General features: G+C 46.0%; 12 protein-coding genes. 5 read left to right on the top strand and 7 right to left on the bottom strand.

All coding sequences use genetic code 11. The features are described from left to right. Positions 1–174: 174 nt before the first annotated feature. The 6 genes from HQQ92_RS17070 to aspA form a co-directional block, all read right to left on the bottom strand. On the bottom strand, positions 175–1,230 hold the full coding sequence (locus HQQ92_RS17070) for a porin (RefSeq protein WP_173247035.1): 1,056 nt from the start codon (positions 1,228–1,230) through the stop codon (positions 175–177). Positions 1,231–1,458: 228 nt separating this feature from the next. Continuing rightward, the gene (locus HQQ92_RS17065) at positions 1,459–2,184 is read right to left on the bottom strand and encodes a fumarate reductase iron-sulfur subunit (protein ID WP_105251338.1); all 726 of its coding nucleotides are present in this window, start codon (positions 2,182–2,184) and stop codon (positions 1,459–1,461) included. Further along, the gene (locus HQQ92_RS17060) at positions 2,181–4,190 is read right to left on the bottom strand and encodes a fumarate reductase flavoprotein subunit (RefSeq protein ID WP_173247032.1); all 2,010 of its coding nucleotides are present in this window, start codon (positions 4,188–4,190) and stop codon (positions 2,181–2,183) included. Before HQQ92_RS17060 ends, HQQ92_RS17065 begins: the two co-directional genes overlap by 4 nt. Before the next feature lie 151 nt (positions 4,191–4,341). Continuing rightward, positions 4,342–5,067: a fumarate reductase cytochrome b subunit gene (locus tag HQQ92_RS17055; protein ID WP_113940029.1), complete on the bottom strand. Its 726-nt coding sequence runs from the start codon at positions 5,065–5,067 to the stop codon at positions 4,342–4,344. Positions 5,068–5,206: 139 nt separating this feature from the next. Beyond that, a complete protein-coding gene (locus tag HQQ92_RS17050; protein WP_105251341.1) occupies positions 5,207–6,508 on the bottom strand; it encodes an anaerobic C4-dicarboxylate transporter in 1,302 nt (433 codons plus the stop codon). A gap of 115 nt (positions 6,509–6,623) precedes the next feature. Then, a complete protein-coding gene (aspA, locus tag HQQ92_RS17045; RefSeq protein ID WP_131524382.1) occupies positions 6,624–8,066 on the bottom strand; it encodes an aspartate ammonia-lyase in 1,443 nt (480 codons plus the stop codon). A 556-nt stretch (positions 8,067–8,622) separates the two neighbouring features. On the opposite strand from aspA, the gene ansB reads away from it, so the two are divergent. The 4 genes from ansB to yidZ all read left to right on the top strand — a co-directional run bounded on the left by ansB (position 8,623) and on the right by yidZ (position 15,386). Next, the gene (ansB, locus tag HQQ92_RS17040) at positions 8,623–9,681 is read left to right on the top strand and encodes an L-asparaginase 2 (protein ID WP_105251343.1); all 1,059 of its coding nucleotides are present in this window, start codon (positions 8,623–8,625) and stop codon (positions 9,679–9,681) included. Positions 9,682–10,172: 491 nt separating this feature from the next. Continuing rightward, entirely contained in the window at positions 10,173–13,007 is a 2,835-nt protein-coding gene (locus HQQ92_RS17035) for a pitrilysin family protein (protein WP_217272643.1), read from the top strand. Positions 13,008–13,261: 254 nt separating this feature from the next. Continuing rightward, positions 13,262–14,452, top strand: a complete 1,191-nt coding sequence (locus HQQ92_RS17030) for an MFS transporter (RefSeq protein ID WP_173247029.1) — start codon at positions 13,262–13,264, stop codon at positions 14,450–14,452. Further along, positions 14,427–15,386 carry an HTH-type transcriptional regulator YidZ gene (gene yidZ, locus HQQ92_RS17025; protein ID WP_173247026.1) on the top strand — a complete coding sequence of 320 codons (960 nt, stop codon included), beginning with the start codon at positions 14,427–14,429 and terminating at the stop codon, positions 15,384–15,386. The genes HQQ92_RS17030 and yidZ overlap by 26 nt, the downstream gene beginning before the upstream one ends. 17 nt (positions 15,387–15,403) lie before the next feature. Here the strand turns inward: yidZ and HQQ92_RS17020 are convergent, their stop codons facing one another. Continuing rightward, the gene (locus HQQ92_RS17020) at positions 15,404–18,121 is read right to left on the bottom strand and encodes a DEAD/DEAH box helicase (RefSeq protein ID WP_173247023.1); all 2,718 of its coding nucleotides are present in this window, start codon (positions 18,119–18,121) and stop codon (positions 15,404–15,406) included. A gap of 375 nt (positions 18,122–18,496) precedes the next feature. Between HQQ92_RS17020 and HQQ92_RS17015 the strand changes: the two genes are divergently transcribed. After that, entirely contained in the window at positions 18,497–19,867 is a 1,371-nt protein-coding gene (locus tag HQQ92_RS17015) for a DUF4397 domain-containing protein (protein WP_173247020.1), read from the top strand. Positions 19,868–20,016: the final 149 nt, after the last annotated feature.

Below are 20,016 nucleotides of genomic sequence, written 5' to 3'. Positions count from 1 at the left end.
TAGTTGTCACCATTGACTTACGCATCGAAGAAGCCCAAAAAGCACAATCATCAAGTTCTGTACAAGAACCACGCGAGTCGTGGCTTTGTTGTTTCTTGTCTTTATGCTTTTAAGTTTTTTGCTGTGAGGTCGTTAAACCCTTCACTTACATGACTATACGCTTGAGATAGAAACTTAGAACGTATAATCGAAGTTATAACGCATGCCGATCATGATTTGGTCATTGGTTTCAAGGTATTCGTAATCGGTTTTTTGATATTCGACAAAGGTTCTGAACATAGACGTTAAATGCCATTCAAGCGTAGTGTTGTAGGCATTATAGGTTTTAGAGGTCACATCGTTGCCACCATCATCATATTTAGATACACCTAGCTTAACTTTATAGCTTTCATTGATGGCGTAGCTTGCTACGACGTCAAGTGTGGATCCATCGGCGTCATCTTTGTCTATGTCTTGATAGGCTGCGGCGAGGTATAAAGAGTCGAAGCTCTTTGATAGGGTCACGCCTAGAGTATTTTCATCGGTGCCGTCGTCTAACTCTTTGTTATAAAAAGCCGCAGCGATGTAGATAAAGTCAGTTTTGTAGCGCACGCCGGCGTTGACAAAGTCGCTGCCGTTACTCTCTTTATTGTCGCCGTCGAATTGTCCATCGGCCGAAAATAAGATATCACCAAATTGCTTACGATAGGTGACTAGATTATTCACTCTGAATGGGCTCGCACTGTCATAGGCAAGCGGTGTTCCTGAGCGGTTAAAGATATCGACCGGATCAGAAATCATTTCCTGAGTAACGGCTTGCTTACCGATGGCGAACCGACCAAATAAGCCTTCAATACCGACATATGCTAGACGTGCGTCGCCAAAGTCGCCGTCGTTTTTGATGTCGACTTTAAATTCGCCTTTAGCAAAGCCTGTTAGGCCGTGGCTGAGCTTTTGCTCTGCGGCAAAACCAATCCGTGAGCTGGCATCACTCACATCCCACACTTCGTCTGAACTTAAGTTGCTCACTCCGAATGTTGGGCGTAAAGAACCATAAAAATTAAACTGGGTATCCGATGGCACTGATGGCTCATTTTCTTGAGCTTCGAGCATGGCGAGTCTCTGCTGAATTTGTTGTAACTCAGTGCGTAATTCGTCATTGGTTTCTGCTGTATTATTGGCTTGAACGGCAAAAATAGGTGTGGCAAAGCTCAGCACAAGTATGGCTGATGTGAGTTTAGACGGTTTCATTTATGTTTCCTTACATAACAACTACTCGCGTTACGCTAATGGATTTTGTTGCCGATTGAGCTGTATCGCTAGTAGTAAGGAGCTGCACTTGTGATAGTGCTGGGGAGGCGCCTAACTAAGAAAATTAGGCTTCGTAACTCAGCAGCTGACAGATAAAAGCGGTCAGCTGGTTTTGGAAAGGTGCAATCCTATCAATCCCGCCAAAACAGCGGGACGTTAGAGGGAGGATTAGAGTATGGTCGCGGCCATTTTGCGGCGCAGGTAAGCGATTTGCTGCATGTGTGGCAAATCTTTGGGGCAGTTATCTTGGCAGCCGAGTAGCGTCATACAGCCGAACACGCCATCTTGATTGCCAATCACATGGTAGAAATCATCCGCGCTGCGGCTGTCTCTGCTATCCATTTCGAAGCGGGCAATTTTCATCATGCCAACCGCGCCGACAAAGGTGTCACGCATTTGTTTGGTGGCGCAGGCCGACACGCAAACGCCACATTCGACGCAGCGTTCTAGCTCATAGATCCGCGCGGCTTCTTCAGGTGCCATTGGATTTTCGAGGCGATGAATGTCCTGATCATCGGGTCTAGGGTGCAGCCACAGTTTTAAGCGTTCGGCTAATTCACGCATAAATTTACCCGTGTTCACCGATAAGTCGCCAATCAGCTCGAAGCCTGGTAGCGGCATGAGGGTGATTTCGCCATTAGGATAATTTGCCGTTAACGTGCGACAGGCAAGCGTGGGGAAACCATTGATCACCATGGCGCAACTGCCACAGATGCCCGCGCGGCAGACAAAGTCGAACTGCAGTGAAGGGTCTTGTAGCTCACGTAGTTGATTTAAGGCGATAAATACTGTCATGCCCGGTGTTTCAGTCAACTGATAACGTTCCATCTTTGGCTTGTCTTGGCCATCTTGCGGATCGTAGCGAAAGATATTAAAGCTGATTTGACGGCTCATAGTGGTTTGTTTCCTACCGGTTGGGCTGGAGTGATCGCTAAGGTATCGCTGAGGCGTTCATTAGGAGCCTGCAGGTGGCTTGGCAGCTCGTATGGCATCAGGGCTCGCTGCAGTGTGTCTCTATCGGGGTCATCACCTAAGCTCGCGAGCACTTGATTGATTTCTTGTACGCGTTTTTCGGTATCTGGATGGGCGATAGTATTGTCGTTACCGTAGCCCCGGTATCCCGGTGGTAGCTCCATTTTCATCACATCTAGCGCTTCATAACGCAGTACTGGTTCAAGTGATTCGGCATCTGGCCAAGTTGCCAGCGTGCGGTTGAGCCAATCTTTATCGTTGCGTTGTGGGTAATCTTCCCGTGAATGTGCGCCGCGGCTTTCAGTGCGAGCTTCTGCGCCACAGGCGACGGTTAGGGCTACTTTCAACATACGGGTGACGCGCAGCGCTTCGACTAACTCAGGATTGGAGTGACGTTTTTTACATTTAAGGCCAAGATTTTTTGCCCGCAGCAGTAAGTCTTTCAAGCCTTTGATGGCTTTATCTAACTCGGGTCCATTACGGAAGATCCCGACGTAGTTCATCATGATGCGTTGCATTTCTTTCTTTATTTGGAAGGGGTTTTCTGTGCCGTTGCCTTCGATCAGCCCATCGATTTCTTGCTGTAATTTATCGATGAATTTTTGAGTCAGTGCGGTATCAATTTCTAAGTCGTTATTCTCACAAAAATCAGCCACATATTTACCGATGATCATGCCGCCGACCACAGTTTCTGCCACCGAATTACCGCCTAAACGGTTAAAACCATGCATGTCCCAACAGGCCGCTTCTCCGACACTGAACAGTCCTTTGAGTTGTGGACTCTCACCTGTGGCATTGGTGCGCACACCGCCCATGGAGTAATGCTGGGTTGGCCTGACGGGGATCCAATCTTTGCACGGATCGATACCGAGGAAGTAATCACAAATCTCTTTCACTTCGCGCAGGTTGGTTTCGATATGCTCACGGCCCAGCTGCGTAATATCCAGCCACAGATGCGGGCCGTAAGGGCTTTCGACTCCATTGCCTTTGCGCATGTGTTCTGTCATGCGGCGAGAAACCACATCGCGGGAGGCGAGTTCTTTTTTCTCTGGCTCGTAATCTGGCATAAAGCGATGACCGTCTTTATCGCGCAGAATACCGCCATCACCACGACAACCTTCAGTGGTAAGGATCCCCGCGGGCACTATGGCGGTAGGGTGAAACTGCACCGCTTCCATATTGCCTAAGGTGGCGACACCTGTGTCGAGTGCTAACGCTTGGCCTATGCCTTCGCAGATGGTGGCATTGGTCGATATTTCATAAATCTTGCCATAACCGCCAGTGGCGATGGTGGTGGATTTGGCGACATAAGCGCGCAATTCACCTGTGACTAAACAGCGGGCAATGACTCCATGGCAACGCTTACCGTCATGGATCAGCGACAGTGCTTCAATCCGTTCATGTACTGGAATGCCCATGGAGATAGCTTGGTTATCGACCGCGTACAGTAAAGAGTGGCCAGTGCCGTCTGCGGTGTAACAGGTACGCCATTTTTTTGTGCCACCAAAATCGCGGGCATTGATTAGGCCGTGAGCTTCTTCAGCCTCATTGAGCGTTACCCTTTGCGCGTTCATGATGACTTCACGTGGGCCGGCGGATATTCTCGACCAAGGTACGCCCCAGTTGGTGAGTTCGCGGATCGCTTTTGGTGCAACGTGGGCAAACATGCGTGCGACGTCTTGATCGCAGCCCCAGTCAGAACCTTTTACCGTGTCTTGAAAGTGAATGTCTTCGTTATCGCCCATGCCTTTAACGGTATTGCCTAGGCTGGCTTGCATTCCGCCCTGTGCGGCGGCCGAATGTGAACGTTTTGCGGGAATTAACGATAGCACTAAGGTATCTAGGCCTCGCTCTTTGGTGGCAATCGCGACTCTAAGGCCTGCCAATCCTGCGCCAATGACTAATGAGTCTGTATAAATGATTTTCAAATCAGATCCTTATCTAATAATTTAGATAACATTTCATGGATTTATCATTGCGCTCCTCGGGCATAGATGCGCTGCAACTATGTATCAGAGGAGGATCCGTATGTTGTTTGTCTTGCTATATAGGCTAAGTGCGCCGATAGCGTCATGCCCATTACTGAGGAATAAACGGTTGTACCGGCAAAACTAATTCGATACCAATATTGATATAGGTCACTAGGCTTAATGTGCCTAAACACAATAAATAGACGATCAATACTTGCGCTATAGTGCGGATAAGTGGACGGTTACTACTCACACCCCACTTTAATATCACTCGGTATAAACCAACGATGCCGTGGAATAACACGATAGGTAAAAACACCACGTATAAGAGCCAAGCGTTATCGTGGTAAACCCGTTCGGCCGAAAGGTGAGGGCCAATATCAGGGTTTAAAATCATAGTGGCAAGATGGGCTGACACTAAGAAAAACAGTAAGAAACCGGTGATCATCTGCCAGAACCATGCTTGGGTATCTCTATGCTTGATAGTCGACATGAAGCCACGCATCGCTCGCCATTGACCTAATTGCACCGGAAAACGACGTAGTGCGGTGGCGGCATGTACTGCAACAATCACCAGCATAATGACTGAAATGATCTGGGTCACGATGGGGAAGCCATGACCCGTCGAGCTAAACATACTGCCTTCTAAGAATTGCACCATGTGAAAGAAGGTTTCTTTACCAAATAAAATGCTCGCCTCGAAATGCATATGAAATAAGAGGAAAATACCTAATATAAGCCCTGTCGCACTTTGTAAGCAGTCTGCTTTAGCCGACCAAGCTTGGCCAAATGGTCCGCCGTTAATGGCGGTAGGAACACGCGTTTTTGCTGACATTAATTCACCTCTTACTCGATTTGCTATGGCGTGAATGTACCTGCATCACGCCAAAACAAAGTCTATAGATACAGATTAAAAGAAGAGGGTTAATCCATTTGTAGGCATTAGCCCTGAGAGCACTTAGGGTAAAATTGAGCTACAGCATCATGCCGCCAAACAGGAAGGCCAATGCCACACTGGTGGCAATCGTCACAACGCCAGGGACCAGGAACGGATGGTTAAATACCGCCTTACCAATCCGAGTCGAGCCGGTATCATCCATCTCGACCGCAGCCAGTAGCGTGGGGTAAGTCGGTAATACAAACAGCGCGCTGACGGCGGCGAACGAGGCTACGGCTGTCAATGGACTTACGCCAATCGCCAAGGCTGCGGGCATTAGCGCTTTTGTTGTCGCGCCTTGGGAGTAGAGCAGCATGGAGGCAAAGAATAAGGTTACCGATAATAACCAGGGCTGACTTTGCAGTAAGGTGCCGGCTAAATCTTTGATTTCCTCGATATGATTCGACACTAAGGTATCGCCTAACCAAGCCACACCTAATACACAGACACAGGCTGACATGCCTGACTTGAAGGTGGCCGCATTGGATATTTCGCTCGCGTCTAACTTACAGAAAATCGTAATAGCGGCAGCTGCCGTGAGCATCAGCACCATAATGGCGGCGTCGCGTGGCAATACAGGGTCAACAATCAAACCGACTTTGTCAGATATCGCAGTGGCATAGGCCATGACAGCCGCAATCGCCAGCAAGAAAATCATCACAGATCGTTTCGCGCCGGCTTTAATTTTGATCTCAGTTTTACCGCGTGTTTTAACTAAACCTTTGGCTAAGCGTTCTTGATAGACAGGATCATCGGCCAGTTCTTTACCCATTAAGTTGGCAACAACGGCTCCGACCATGCAGGCGAGGAAAGTTGAGGGAATACAAACGGCTAACAGTACTAAATAATCTACGCCAAACGGCTCTAAGATACCTGAGAAGAACACGACAGCCGCTGAAATCGGTGAGGCGGTAATGGCGACTTGAGATGCGACAACGGCAATAGATAAGGGACGAGAGGGGCGAATGCCTTGCTCTTTTGCGACTTCGGCAATAACAGGTAAGGTGGAGAATGCTGTGTGGCCTGTACCCGCAAAGAGTGTCATGAAATAGGTGACGACAGGGGCCAGAAAGGTGATTTGTTTGGGATGCTTACGTAATAATTTTTCTGCCAGTGAGACTAAATAATCCATCCCTCCAGACACTTGCATGGCCGCAATCGCGGTGATAACTGACATAATGATGAGGATCACGTCAATCGGGATATTGCCCGGTTTGAGTCCCATCCCCGCGGTCAGTATCAGTACCCCGACACCGCCAGCGAAGCCGACTCCCATGCTACCCATCCTTGCACCAAGGTAAATAGCCCCGAGGACGATAATTATCTCTAATATAATCATAGTGTTAACTCTATTTTATTTTTTAATTTCAATAGCCTACGCATATTCACTCTGCGCAGGCTTATTCTTGAATCATCGAGTTGTGGGCTGGGAAAGGCTCCCCAGCCCCACTGAGTTACACTTTGGCTTTGCTGGTATTGCGTTTAGCCTGATATTTAGGATTCATCAGGTTTTCAACTGAGAGAATGTCATCGAGTTCTTCAACCGTTAACAAACCGCGTTCGAGTACCACTTCACGGACATTTTTACCCGTTTGAGCGCAAATCTTGCCTATGATGTCACCTTCATGGTGGCCGATGATTGGGTTAAGGTAGGTCACGATCCCGATAGAGTTCATCACATGGGCCATGCAGATCTCTGGATTTGCTGTGATACCTTCAACGCATTTTTCACGTAGAGAGATACAGGCATTGCCCATCAAACTGAGCGACTCAAACATTGCCTGTCCAATCACAGGTTCCATTACGTTAAGCTGTAATTGGCCAGCTTCGGCGGCCATAGTGATAGTGATATCATTGCCGACAATCTTAAACGCAACCTGATTGACGACCTCAGGGATCACAGGGTTAACCTTGGCTGGCATGATGGAGGAACCCGCTTGCAGCTCAGGAAGATTAATCTCCTTCAGACCTGTACGTGGACCCGATGAAAGTAAGCGTAGGTCGTTACAAATCTTGGACATTTTAATCGCCATACGCTTAATTGCACTGTGCAGCATAACGTAGGCACCACAATCGGATGTCGCTTCGATTAAATCTTCCGCTGGCACATAGGCACGCCCAGTAATGTCTGCCAGATACTTAATGGCTAATGCGGAATAACCGACAGGCGTATTGAGCCCTGTACCAATGGCGGTTGCGCCTAAGTTCACTTCTAACAACAACTCTTGGCAACGTTTGATGGACTTAATTTCTTCTCGCAATGTAACTGCAAAGGCATGAAACTCTTGGCCTAAGGTCATAGGCACTGCATCTTGCAATTGAGTGCGGCCCATTTTTAAGATGGTTTTAAACTCTGTGGCTTTAGTGTCGAAAGCGCTGATAAGGTCGGTTAATGCATCTAACAGAATATCGGTACTGTTGATGACCGCAATACGGAAACCTGTTGGATAGGCATCGTTAGTCGATTGGCATTTATTGACATGGTCATTAGGGTTGATGACATCGTAACGGCCTTTTTCAAGCCCCATGATTTCCAGTGCAACGTTGGCTAATACCTCATTGGTATTCATGTTGACCGAAGTACCTGCGCCTCCTTGATAAACATCGACCGGAAATTGATCAACAAATCGACCCGTTGTGAGTATCAGATCGCACGCTTCAATAATTTTGTCAGCGATTTCAGGACTTACAGCGCCTAATTCACTGTTAGCCATGGCAGCGGCTTTTTTTGTTAGCATCATGCCACGGACTAATTCAGGTACATCGGAAATTTTTTGATTACTCAGCTTAAAGTTTTCGATGGCACGCAATGTATGTATGCCATAATAAAATTCATTGGAAACTTCTTTCGTGCCCAATAAATCTTCTTCGATCCGTACGCTATTAGTATCTTTCATTTCGATCCTATTAAATCCAATTAATAGTAAGATATATCTCCGAGTATTGAGTTGTGGATGTGTACAATAAGTATACGTAACACATCAAGAATAACTCATCGAAAACATGAAGGAGAATCGTCTCCTTGACTATCGAAGTAGATCTTAACGCTTTGGCAATAACAGGATTAGGATGGTGATCACTTAACTGTATGAAATAGTGTATTTCTTTTTTTTCTTAGATAAGTCTCTCAACTCGGATCACTAGTGTGAGCCATTACTTTTTGATGCAAATTAGCTATAGATTTGTTATTCGTTAACCAATCGGCGACATATTTATTCAAGTGTTTTTAAAATTAAATAAACCATACGATATTTAATTGTCACTGCGTCAATAGCGAATAATCATTGATTAGTTAAATCTACTCAATAATAAATGCATGGTGTTTTCCTTAAAGTTTAAATAATCAATTAGATAACGCTAAATATGTTATTTCATTTTAGTGAGAGCTATCACAGTGAGGCTTAGACAATAGTGCACACTGTGGGCGTTTATTATTAATCAAAGGATGTAAGCATGAATTTTCCAATGCGTAAGCTTTTGCTCTCGGTCACTTTAGGGTTATTTCTCTCCTCCGCGGCGCAGGCGCTTCCACAGGTACGTATTATTGCCACGGGTGGCACTATTGCGGGAGTCGGACAATCGGCTACTGAGTCTAACTATCAGGCTGGTGAAGTGGGCATTAGTAGCTTAATTGCAGCCGTGCCTGAAATGAAACAACTTGCCGATATTCAAGGTGAGCAACTGGTTAAAATCGGTTCGCAGGATATGAACGATAAAGTTTGGCTAGCCTTAGCCAAGCGCATCAATCTGCTATTGGCTGATAAAGATGTCGACGGTATCGTCATTACCCATGGTACTGATACCTTAGAGGAAACGGCGTATTTTTTAAATCTCACCATCAAGAGCGATAAGCCTGTAGTACTGGTTGGGGCAATGCGTCCATCAACCGCCATGAGTGCCGATGGCCCGATGAATCTGTATAACGCAGTCGCGACCGCCGCTAACCTCGAATCTAAAGGTCGAGGCGTGTTGGTGGTGATGAACGATACCGTATTGAATGCCCGCGATGTGACTAAGACTAACACTACAGGTGTACACACTTTTGCCGCGCCTAACTTTGGCCCGCTTGGCGTTATCCATAACAGCAAGATTGAGTACATGGGTAATACTGAGCGTCAACATACTACGCAAACGCCTTTTGATGTCAGCAAACTCGACAAGTTACCGCAGGTAGGCATAGTGTATAACTACGCCAATGCCAGCGATTTACCTGTCAAAGCTATGGTTGAAGCGGGTTTTGATGGCATAGTCAGCGCCGGTGTAGGTAATGGTAATATTTACCACTCAATATTTGACACCTTAGCTAAGGCGAGTCAAAAAGGCACCTTAGTCGTTCGCTCTAGCCGAGTGCCCACAGGCGCAACCACGCTTGATGCCGAGATAGACGATGCTAAATATGGCTTTATCGCAGCAGGTAATCTTAACCCGCAAAAAGCCCGCATTTTACTGATGCTGTCGTTAACGCAAAGCAAAGATCCACAGCAGATCCAACGTTGGTTTCAACAGTTTTAAGATTCAGCTGCGTGATAAAACAAAAGCCCTGTGAATATTCGTAGGGCTTTTGCATTTTGTCATTAATGGCTTACCTGTGAAGTGGTTTTTTCACGAGGCCATGAGCCGAAATATCTAAACAGTGTTGTGATTTTTAAAGCCAAAATTGTGAGGGTTCAACTCAGATTTTCAATCAAGATATTGCTCTGTAATTAGAAATTAGATTTAAGAAAGGCTTCGCCAATTAAGCACTCAATATCTCACTAATATATGCATACCATTCCACAGTAACCATTAAATCCACAGCTGTTTCAGCTTCCTTCCTCTCTCATTATTTTTCGGCATATTCTGACTATATATCAAGGCGATAAACTATTTTTAGTACGGCATAAGGTATTGATTTTGTGACTTAAAGTGCTTTAGGTACTATAGTGAAAGCTTATTTTATCTGAAACATAGGTGAGCGCTTCCTAGGTTTCTTGTTTGATTTTGGGGGAAAAGTGCGAATTTTAATGAACAATTTCAAGGTAATTAGTTTTGTGCGTCAGTGGTTACTGCTGGCGCTTTTGAGTATGGTTTTGCCACTGCAGGCGAGTGAAGATCCGCTGTGGATGGGAACGACAGGCTTGCCTATGAGTGAGCGGATCCATACCGGTGAACTTGCCAATGGTATGCGTTATTTATTGGTGAGCAATAAGACGCCGGAGCAGGCGGTCATAGTGCGGATGCGGGTGGATGTAGGCTCTTTGGTCGAGTCTGATGCCGAGCAAGGATTAGTGCATTTTCTTGAACACATGGCTTTTAATGGCTCGACCGGATTGGCGGCGGGGGAGATGATGCCGACATTGCAGCGCCTTGGCCTGAGTTTTGGCGCCGATACCAATGCTGTGACTGAGTTTCAGCAGACGGTCTATCAATTCAACTTGCCAAGTAATAGCCAAGATAAAATCGATACTGCTTTGTTTTTAATGAGAGAAATTGGCAGTAATCTATTACTCGACCCAGCGCTAATTGAACGTGAAAAAGCGGTGGTGTTGTCTGAGCTGCGTGAACGTAGCGGTGCGGATCTTGAGAATTACCGTAACCAATTACAGTTTTTAATGCCAAACACATTGCTGTCAAAGCGCTTCCCCGTGGGTGAGGCGAACAGTATCAGTAATGCCAATCGCGAGGCGTTGCTGTCTTTATATCAGCGTTTTTATACGCCCTCACGCACTACTTTAATTGTGGTGGGAGATATCGAGGTAGCCGCGGTAGAACAAAAGATAAAACAACAGTTTGCCAGTTGGAAAGCCGCGCCTTTGGCCGCTAAAACCAAGGAACAAGCTATTGGTACTGTCGCAGAGCGCCAAAGTGTCGATGCGGCGGCATTTTTTGATCCAAGTCTGTCAACGTCAGTTTCCCTTGGCATGCTAAAACCCATCTCAGCGATTACCGATAACCCTGCTGTGCGGGAGCAGGAAATGTTGCTCGAGCTTGCCCACGGCATCTTGTATCGCCGTATGGAGTCGCAATTACTGCATAGCCAAGGTTTATATGGTGTAAACCTGCAGGTTGGGCCGCAGTTTGATATTGCCTATGGCACACAAATGAGCCTAGGTACGCAGGAAAATAACTGGCAAGAGGGAATCGCACTCTTGGAGAAAACCCTGCGTCAAGCAAAAGAGTTTGGTTTTAGCCAGCAGGAAATTGACCAGCAAATCAAACGTATGCATAAGGGATATCAGCTAAGTGTCGCGGGGAGCAGTACTATTCACAGTGTGAATATTGCCGAGAGTCTAGTGTATTCGGTGGCGGGCAATCGCGTCCCTGTCGAACCTGATTGGCAGCTCGCATTTTTTGAAAAAATAATGCCAACAGTGACACCGCAAAAGCTAAGCCAAGTGTTTAATCAAACATGGAACGCCACGCCGTATTTGTATCTGACCAGCAATAAGCCCATTGAAAATGCTGAAAAACAGCTTATCGCCAGCTACGAGAAAAGCCGTAAACAAGCGGTGAGCGCACCAGCAATCAAGGCGATTGATGAGTTTGCTTATACTCAGTTTGGCGAGCAAGGCAAGTTAGTGGCCGACAGTCGCGATAAGGAAACGGGGATTCGCCAACTGCAATTTGCCAATGGCGTGCGCCTTAATCTTAAGCCTACCAACTTTAATAAAGGCACCACATTGGTCAGCCTAAACATTGGCTTTGGTGAAGTGCCATTCCCTGAGTTGGATGGTTTGTCTTATCTGTTTAACAGTGCGTTTGTGCAGGGGGGACTCAAGGCCCATGATTATGACAGTCTGCAGGATATTTTTGCTGGACAAGATATTTCCATCAACTTAGGCCTGCGTGAGCAAAGTTTTGGCGGCGAGATTAGCACTAATGCCGCAGAGCTACGCACGCAGCTTGGCTTAATGACGGCTTATTTAATTGAGCCGGGTATGGATAAGCAGGCTGAGCAATTGTTTCGTGAACAAGTGATTGCCGAGCAACAAAGTATTCATAGCAACCCACAATCTGAGTTTTCTAATCAGTTTGCCCGTATCTCCCATAATGGTGATAAACGCTATGGTTATGGTGAGCCTGAAGAAATTCTCAAACGTCACTTTGGAGAATTAGCGCCGAGTTTCCATTCGGCCGTCGAGCAAGGGGCGATTGAACTCGCTATTGTGGGCGATTTTGACGAAGCGAGTGCCATTGCTGCTGTGGCTGAAACAATTGGCGCCATTAAGCGTAGCCCTATTGCTAATGCTCAGTCGATAGTACCTGTGTTTCCGAAAGTGCCCGTTCAGAAAACATTAACGCATTATGGTCAACTTGATATGGCGGCACTTGCCATGGTGTGGCCTACAACGGACATGACTCACTTGAGTCAACACGCGGGATTGGGTCTGCTGGAGCAAGTGCTAAGCATTCTATTAACGGAAAACGTGAGGGAGAAGGCGGGCGCGAGTTATTCGCCATCGGCCTTTTCTTACAACGATTTCAATGCCAGCGGTTATGGTTACTTAGGTTTGTTTAGCGTGACGACTCAAGCCATGTTGCCAACGGTTGCCGAGTATTTCACCGCCGCAGTTAAGCAAGTTAAAGCGCCTTCGGGGATCAGTGAGGATTTGCTTAATCGAGCCCGCCAACCAGTGCTTGAGTGGATGCAAGCTGCGCCGCAAACCAATGGTTTTTGGTTAGATCTCACCTCAACTGCCCAGAGTCATCCTGGTCGTTTTGCTGCCTTTAAACAAAGGCAAGCGTTAGCGCAGCAGATGACAGTTGCAGAACTTAATAAATTGGCGCAGCAATATCTGCAAGACGATAGCAGTTTAATGATCCAAGTCCTTCCTGCACCGCCAGAACCTCAGCAATGAGTATTGGGCTCATAGAATAGTAGACTGATCATTCACCGACATATCCCCTGTGGTCGCAAACCACAGGGGATATTTTTCTACCTCTTTCTTCCTCTATCTTCTTTTACCAACTTTTCTTTCACGTTCGTGGTGTTATGCCCACCCATAGGTCGTCAATGGAAATACCTGTTGTCGAAAATGCCACTCACAGATCTGCGCGAGTGAAACTAGTCTAGGCGCAACTTATGTGTGAGATGGCTAACGGGGTGAGGTATATGTTTCGATATCTATTGTGCAATTTTTGTCTAGTGTTTTTGTACCCGACAGGGATAGATATGTACTTGGTCGGTTTGCCGCAAATTGCGCAGGATTTAGGGGCGAGTGAGGCGCAGCTGCATATTGCTTTTTCTGTGTATCTTGCGGGAATGGCGACCACTATGCTGTTTGCGGGGAGCTTAGCCGATAGGATTGGGCGTAAACCCATTACCTTGTTTGGCGCATTGCTGTTTGCTATTGCCTCTTACTTTGCCGGTAGTGCGCAAACCAGTGATCTCTTTTTAATGGCACGCTTTGCACAAGGCATTGGTGCGGGTTCTTGCTATGTTGTGGCTTTTGCGATTTTGCGTGATGTATTAGACGATAAGCGCCGAGCAAAAGTGCTCTCTATGGTCAATGGCGTGACTTGCATTATCCCTGTGATAGCGCCTGTGATAGGCCATTTAATTATGCTTAAATTCCCATGGCCTAGCCTATTTAACACTATGGCGGGGATGGGATTAATGGTCTTAATCCTGTGTATTTTTGTATTGCACGAAACCTATCCTAAACCGCAATTTCACACCACAGTTGAGCTGGGTGGGTATAAAGAATCCTTTAAACAGCGGTTTTTTCTCAGTCGTGTGGTGATAACGACTTTAGGTGTGACCACGATTTTAAGCTATGTAAATGTCTCTCCCATGTTGATCATGGGGCAGATGGGGTTTGACCGTGGGCAATATTCCAATACCATGGCAATGATGGCATTGGTGAGTATGTTAGCCTCATTTTCGACGCCCTTTTTGCTTAACCTGTTTAAAGAAAAATCGTTAATCTTGTTCTCTCAGATATTATTTGCCGCAGCGGCATTGGTGTTTATCTTGACTCAATTGGGCGGGGTTAGTCTGTCATTCAACCTGTTAGGTTTTGCTTTTGTTTGTTCCGGTTTTTCGATTGGATTTGGGGTCACCATGAGTCAGGCGCTCAGCCCATTTGTTACTCGGGCTGGAGTTGCCAGCTCATTACTGGGAATTGCCCAAGTGTGTACTTCAGCTTTATATATTTGGGTGATGGGTCTGCTCGAAGTGAGTGCGATTAATATATTATTAGTGATCCTCGCTGTCGGTGCGCTGGTGAGCATTACACTGATCTTAGCGGTTCCTAAATTGCCGGAAATTGTACTTAATGACCAAATCCCTGAGTCGGCTTGATCTTAACTTATTGTTTATTTTGCAGCTTTTATTACAGGAGCGGAGTGTCTCTAAGACTGCCAAAAAGCTCAATGTCACGCCATCCACTGTGAGTAAGTCGCTGGCCAAATTACGGGATTGGTTTGACGATCCCTTATTTGTCAAAACGCCGCAGGGATTTCAGTTAACGCCATTGGCTCACGGTATGGAGCAGGAGTTATCGGAATGGTTGCAAATGGGTAAGCAACTGATGGCTAAGCGCGGTGATGAGATGACCAAAGGGCTCACCTTCGAGTTAATGCTTGAGTCGCCTTTGTTGCTTATCATGCTTAATGAGCTGACTCAGGCCATTTATACTCAATACCCTGATGCAAAGGTGAAGGTACGAAATTGGGATTACGATTCACTCGAAGCGATTGTGCGTGGTGAAGCTGATATGGGTTTTACCGGCCGAGAAAGTCATCCACGTTCCAAGGAATCCCTTGATTTATTACCCTATTTTATCGATTTTGAGGTTTTATTTACCGATCTTCCTCAGGTGTATTTGCGCCGCGATCATCCCGCCTTGCAGGAAGAGTGGAATATAGACACCTTTCTTAAATATTCGCATATCAATATTTTGTGGGAAAAGAGCGAAACCTGGGCCTTAGATGATGTGCTTATTGAGCTTGGTCTGAGTCGTAATATTGTGCTGACCTTGGCCAGTTTTGAGCAGTCACTGTTTGTCGCGGCAGAGCCTCACCACAGCATGATGGCAATTGCGCCACAATATTGTGAGCAATATGCCCGCCAATTACACCCTGACTTAGTCACTCGCCCGATCCCGATAAGTGGCGAATATCTTAATAAACTCGCCATTCCTTTTACCTTGATTTGGCATAAGAGAAACAGCCACAACCCCAAAATCACTTGGCTGCGAAGCAAGATAAAAGCGATTTACCAACAGCATGATTAAGGCTGTTATTTACTGCATTAACTTGTTTGGGTAATACCCAATTGCTGGCAAATATGCTGGATACAAAGTTCTCGCTGTTGGCACCATAGCCCGTAGCTGACGGGGATAAGTTTAATGCCCGCGCGCTGTAAAAGTTTATACAGTTCAATATCGAAAAAGTCCGCCCAAGGTCCTGGGTAACCGATTAAATCTATTGCTAAATATTGGTTACCATAGCGACATAAAATATCCAGTTCTAGCCCTGCCATATGGTAGGCGCGCCAGACAGTTATGCCTTTTTCTTCAATCGCGAGTGCCACAGACTGGCCGAAGTTATCGAGGGAATCGACATAATTATGTGCCGCTTGAAATTGACCCGCCGATGCTAAGTAAGTTGCCAGTAAATTATTGTTGGGGAGTTCATGCGCTTGTACCGATAAAAATAGCCACTGCATCTGTTTAGCTCGGGTGATGGCGACATTGAACATATCGGCGCGATTTAAATACACGGCGGCGCGGCTGTCGTTGGCCGTAATGCTAAACGACAGCAGCATAATATCGCGCTCTTCCCCTTGAAAACCAAAGGGCGTGGCAATCCGTAATTGATGACGTTCTATTTGCTGCGTGCTAAAGCGTGCGAGGATCTGCTGGGATAAATACTCCGTCTGATTGCGAAAACAGGAGAGTACACCAATGCTGGAAGGCACTAATACATTATCTTGTTCATCAATCAGTTGAGCTAACTTTTGAATTAATGCCTCCGCTTCTATGGCGTTAATTCCCTTACTATCACGGCTGCCAGTAACGTGGACTCTGTGTAAGTGTCCCGAACTTGTGCAAGGTCTGTGCTGCATAATCTTCAGCATGCCTTGATAAAACTGCTGATTACTAAATTGGATCAGCTCAGGTTTACTCCGAAAATGCTCATTTAAAAATACCACTTGGGATTGGCTCGCAAGGGACAGTGACGCTAAGTCGAGCATACTGGCATCACGGTAGCTCATTAGGCCGCGGCAATCCTGCGCGAGTCCGAGTTGGGTCTGGATTTGAGTTTGTTTTGCGCGGGATAAAAACGAGAAATGGCGCAGTTGTTTGCTATCTCCCACCACCAGTGCCGCTTTTGCTCGCTGCAAGGCTGGTAAACATGCGGCAATATTGGCTTGAGTGGCTTCATCAATAATGACTAAATCAAACATTTGCTGCTCCATGGGCAGCACTTTATGCAAGCTGGCAAGGCTAGATAACCAAATGGGAAAGGTTTGTTTTAAGGCATCAAAATCCGTCTTGTAGAAGCCGTCGAGTTGCTTAGCGGACTGGCGAGCGCGTAACGCACTGGCAAAACTCACCAATGTACTGCGCTTATTTTTGAGTAATTGGTTTAATCGATAGTGAGTGGCCAATTGTAAGTATTTGAGGCTTAAGTCTTCTTTTTGCGCGATGAGGGCCGTTAATTTATCGAGTTCATTCCATTGCTGGGCAAACCTTTTTATACCTGCATGGTAAGCCCAGTTGTAAAATCCTAAGCGCCAACGGGATTGTCCTTGTTGTAAGGTCGCCAGTTTTTGGCCGCGACGTATGGCATGGCGGCAATGACGTATAAAGCCCGCTTCCATCTTGACTTGCTGACGAGTCACAGTATTAAGTTGTTGTTTTGCATTGAGTAGCAACCTATCCGAGACGGCTTCATCAGATGCAGGGTGCTGACCATGGAGCATTTCATCAATCTGGTTTTTAAGGACTTTTATAAACTGCGGCGAGCCTGCTCGAATAAGGCTGCTCCCTAGCTGGAATTGTTGTTGCAATTTATCGGCAATCACATCAACAGCTACATCGGTGTGGGCGACGATGAGGACAGATTTACCCCTTAATACCTGCTCTGCTGCCACTGTGGCTATGGTGTAACTCTTACCTGTTCCCGGTGGGCCTGAGATCTGCCCCAAAGTATGATTGGCCGCAATCTTTAAGGCCTGAATTTGCGCGCGGCTTAACAGCCCTGGAAGATAAGCCTCTTGTGTGTCTTCACTGGCGCTGATTGATGTTGTTTGTTGTGTTTCTGCGAATAGCGCTTTAAGCGGTGCTGATGGTTCAGGCGCTGTCATTAGTTTGTCGAGTTCGTGCAAAATGCCCCGACTCGCGATCGAACGTTCTGCCAAAATGATTTGGCTTCGACTGACAAGAAACTGCCCACGTTTACGGCATAAGCTAGTGAATTCAGCCTCATCGATCAGCTTGGGAAAATGCAATAAATGACTGGTATCAACATCGGCTTGGCCCGCCCGCAGCCAAGATATCCAGCCACTGACATCCGTTGGATTATCGCGTAAATCTTGGCTTAGGCTATGTCCTTCAACGACTAATTTTTCTAATAGAGCTTCATTGATAGTGAATGGTCCGCTGCCAGCTAGAGTGTTATCGCTCTCTAGGTAGAGATTATCGCCGTCAGCCTGTAATTGGCATTCGCGATAAAGGAGTGGTGTCACGACTTTACGTTTTTCGCCATTAAGGTCGACTGTGCCGCAGAAAAACAGACAGCAGTGCAATAATACCTTTTCACGTAAATACAAAGCGCTACGTGCTAGTAATGCACTGGCGGGAGCAAATTGCACAGGCAAACGGGGTAGGAAGCCACTGCTTAACTCGTCTTCATGTTGGAGTAATAGCTGATCTTGCTCGGCAAGCTTGTGGCTAGACCAGAGGTTGATTTCGGCACTATCGTGTTGAAAACATTGTTTGTAGTAGTTGAGAATCCCTTGCAAATCCTATCCATCCCAAAGGCTTAATTGGCGATGCGAGAGTAACCTAATCGCATTAGTCGAACAAGGTTTGTACCGTTTGAGGATAGTTTATCCATAGTCGCTTTAAGCCTAAAAGAGAGGTGTTCGATAGAACAGTCATTTTCCACTGGAGCAGAAGCGTTTTTGAGAGGTGAGCAAAAGTATCAGCAGCCGCATTTGTATCAATTAAGAGCCTGAAAAGTGTGGTTTGTATCACTTTTTGTTGTGTTATTGAAATGTTTGTTAAGTGTTTGAGTTTGTAAAATATTTGTTTTTGTTTTTAGTGGAAATTGCCATTGTTGTCATTGTATAACTGCGTAGATTGAACTGAATTTTTGTCTGCTAATGAGGGAAACAATGATAAAAAGTAAGCTAAAGGGATTCGCTGCGGTGGCTGTTGCCTGTTTAGCGGTAACGGCATGTGGCTCAGATGATAATAATGAAGAGGGCACAGATCAAAATGCCACCTATGTGCAATTCTATAATGCTTCAGCTGGAAGCACTGCTACTGCACTCAAAGTTGCCGATAAAACCTATGAAAGTGTGATCTATGGGGACACTATGCCGCGATTTACGTCGACGGCTGGCGTAACTGCGATTGAAGTGATGGCTAAGGATGCCTCTGATAAAGATATCTCTATTTATAAAGAAGATATCGATTTGAAAGTTGCAACGGACCATTTCTTTGTATTACATGGTGATTTTACCGAACCTAAATTACTTAATATCAACTATTCTCGCACTGAACTCGATAAGCTCAACGAAGTGGCTGAAAACAGTAAAATGCAGCTCTTGATTGCCAATACTGCTGTACATGCCCAAGCCTTTGACGCTTATGTTTCTAAGTCGACCCAAACCTTTGCCGATGCCGTGATGTTAGGCAGTGTGGCTTACGGTGAAGTGTCGCAGCCGCAAGTGATGGATACGGGTGAATATAAGGTTTACCTCGCACCAGCGGGAACAACCAATGTTTCTTATACAACTGCGAACATTAAATTCAGTTCTAAGGTGCCTTATAAGCTGATCATCCGTGAAGGTTTTGGTGCTTCGGATTCAAAAATCACCTTGGACAGTGTCGATTCAACCACCAATGTTCGCAACCATGTGGCATTAGAAGCGAGTGTCGATTATCGCGTCTTTAACGGTTTAGGTTCGCACATTATCGATGTGAAAGTGGCCAGCAGTAAGCAAGATACTCTGTTTAGCGAAGTGCCATCTTTTGGGGTGACTAGCTATCAAGGTGCTGAGTTTAATGATTTTGGTGTGAGTGTGTTCGACCACGGTACGCAAAATAAATTGCTCGATAACGTGTTGATCACCCTTAACCAAGATGACATTAAAACCATCTTCATCTATGAGCAAACGACCGAGCAGGGCAGCCAAGTGAAGGCGATGGAGATGAAGCAAACTAAGACGCCAAGTCCCTATAGCTTTAAGTTCGACATTGTGAGTTTTGCCGATAAAAGCAATCTAACCGTGTATTTCTTAAAGGCAAATGACACGATTGAAACGGCTGTAAATAAGATCACCGCAGTCAATCCAGCAAGCCCTCAGTCATTGACTGTGCCAGCTGGCGAATATTCTATTAAGGTTATCGCTGTGGAAAACGGTACTAAAACCGTTGTCTATGCATCCGATTTAATGGATTTCAGCAATGAAGACAATGTGACTATGGTGCTGAATAAAGATCCTTCTACTAGCTTTGGTTATAACTTGATTAAGATCTAACCGCTATGGTGAGTGAACGGCTCTAATAAAACAGCGCTACTTAGGTAGCGCTTTTTTTGGGCTGTTTTTGTGTGCTCGTTTTAGTGTGCTTAGTAGATTGAGCATTATTGTCTTAGCATTCACTTTTTATTGATTGTGGCTGCGGGGTT

This window comes from Shewanella sp. DC2-4, from assembly GCF_013248875.1.
Lineage (GTDB): Bacteria > Pseudomonadota > Gammaproteobacteria > Enterobacterales > Shewanellaceae > Shewanella > Shewanella oncorhynchi.
The sequence above is the reverse complement of the archived record's forward strand: the minus strand, read 5'-3'. Positions and strand labels throughout refer to the sequence as shown.